Source organism: Acinetobacter rongchengensis (assembly GCF_003611475.1).
Lineage (GTDB): Bacteria > Pseudomonadota > Gammaproteobacteria > Pseudomonadales > Moraxellaceae > Acinetobacter > Acinetobacter rongchengensis.
The window spans coordinates 1-1,679 of the sequence record NZ_RAXT01000136.1 but is presented as its reverse complement, the minus strand read 5'-3'; the positions used below and the strand labels follow the sequence as shown (position 1 = coordinate 1,679).

General features: G+C 33.5%; 3 protein-coding genes. All 3 read left to right on the top strand.

Annotated elements, in window-relative coordinates:
* Window positions 1-268, top strand: a 268-nt coding sequence (locus D7V20_RS19050) for a type ISP restriction/modification enzyme (RefSeq protein ID WP_322873884.1), incomplete at its 5' end; no start/stop codon positions are given.
* 118 nt (window positions 269-386) lie between these two features.
* On the top strand, window positions 387-782 hold the full coding sequence (locus D7V20_RS19045) for a hypothetical protein (protein ID WP_107010074.1): 396 nt from the start codon (window positions 387-389) through the stop codon (window positions 780-782).
* 133 nt (window positions 783-915) lie between these two features.
* The gene (locus D7V20_RS19040) at window positions 916-1,524 is read left to right on the top strand and encodes an AAA family ATPase (protein WP_107010075.1); all 609 of its coding nucleotides are present in this window, start codon (window positions 916-918) and stop codon (window positions 1,522-1,524) included.
* Window positions 1,525-1,679 lie beyond the last annotated feature (155 nt).

Sequence of the window (1,679 nt, the reverse complement as noted above, 5' to 3'; positions counted from 1 at the left end):
CGTTGTTTATAATAATGCTATCACTATCGAAAATATCCCATTAGAAGCCTATGACTACGTTGTAAATGGCAAGCCTGCACTCGAATGGGTTATGGAACGCCAAGGCGTATCTACGCATAAAGACAGTGGCATTGTGAATGATGCGAATGATTGGGCAATCGAAACAATGAATGATCCATCATACCCTCTCAATCTGTTTTTACGAGTGATTACTGTCAGTCTTGAAACAATGAAGATTGTTAGAAACTTACCTAAATTAGATATTTAGTATTAAAAAATGGGGGTGAACCCCCCCATTTTTTTTACAAAAAAAACCTAATAATAGTTTAAAAAATACAACTATTATTAGTTACAATATTAGTTTAACTTATAGTTTGGATATTGATATGAGTAATAGATTTAAAAAAGCAATGGAGAATACTGAGTTTACTCAAGATGACGTAAATTCAGATGCAAAGGTATCAGATGGTAAAGAAAAAAAAGATAAGGAACAAATCGTCACACGCAATAAATCAATCATCAATATTGAGAAAAACACACTACCAATAGCTAAACGTGTTCGTACTAAACATGGTCGCAACCTAACTATCCCACTCTTTGTTGAAGAACTTAACGTGATTGATGAAGCTGTTAAAAAACTTGGGCAAGATCAGAATATTTCGATTAGCGTATTCATTCGTGAGAGTATCTTGCAACAATGTAAAAAGGTTTTGGGTGCTAAAGAATATCAAGAGATATTGAATAATCAACTTAATGTTACTAAACCTAAAAAAGAACAATAAATAATAGTTGTATTTTTAGGTGTATAAACAGTTTTATGTATACAGTATTTTATAGTTTAATTTATCAATTAAATAATACGACTATAAATACAAACAAATAAACGATTATTTATTAATTTAAAGGTGTTTGTTAATGGCTAAGATTATAACTATAGCGAACCGAAAAGGTGGAGTTGGTAAGACTACACTAGCTACTAATTTAGCTGTATCGCTCAATCAAAAAGGAAAAAGCATACTGATTGATTGTGATGAACAACAATCATCTTCAAAATGGGCTAGACAACGTGGAGATATTGAGTGTCAGTGTATTCACGAAAATCTATTACTACAGCTTGAGAAATTAGATGCGGAATATGAGTACGTCCTAATAGATGTTGCAGGGCGAGATTCAACGGTCTTTCGTGAAGCTCTACTTGTATCCAATGTGCTAATAATCCCTACTCAGCCAAGCCTACTTGATCTGCAAGTATTGGACTACATGCAAGAGAAAGTTGCTGCTGCTAGAAAGACTAATAAAGATTTAGACGCATACGTGTTGATTAATAGAGCTTCAGTACGCTCAAATGAGCTAAATGACGCTGTGGAGCTTATTAACGAATATGAGCAGTTCAAACTACTAAAAACAGTGCTATTCGAGCGCAAACAGTATCGTGATGCGATTCTTGAATCAAAGTCAGTAACAGAAATGAATAGCTCGAAATCGAAAGACGAAATGAACGCTTTAATTATCGAATTGTTGTGATCGAGTCCACCAAGAACAACACCTCCATGCGAGGTGTTTTTTTGTAGAAACCTTTTACTTATAAAAAATCATTCTACAGGCACACACACAAAACGGATAATCAAACATAAATATTTGATTTATTTGTATTTTACTATTCCAATTTCCGCACTAAG

Coding starts and splice junctions, on each gene's coding strand:
- D7V20_RS19045 (WP_107010074.1), top strand. CDS start 387: ATGAGTAATAGATTTAAAAAAGCAATGGAGAATACTGAGTTTACTCAA.
- D7V20_RS19040 (WP_107010075.1), top strand. CDS start 916: ATGGCTAAGATTATAACTATAGCGAACCGAAAAGGTGGAGTTGGTAAG.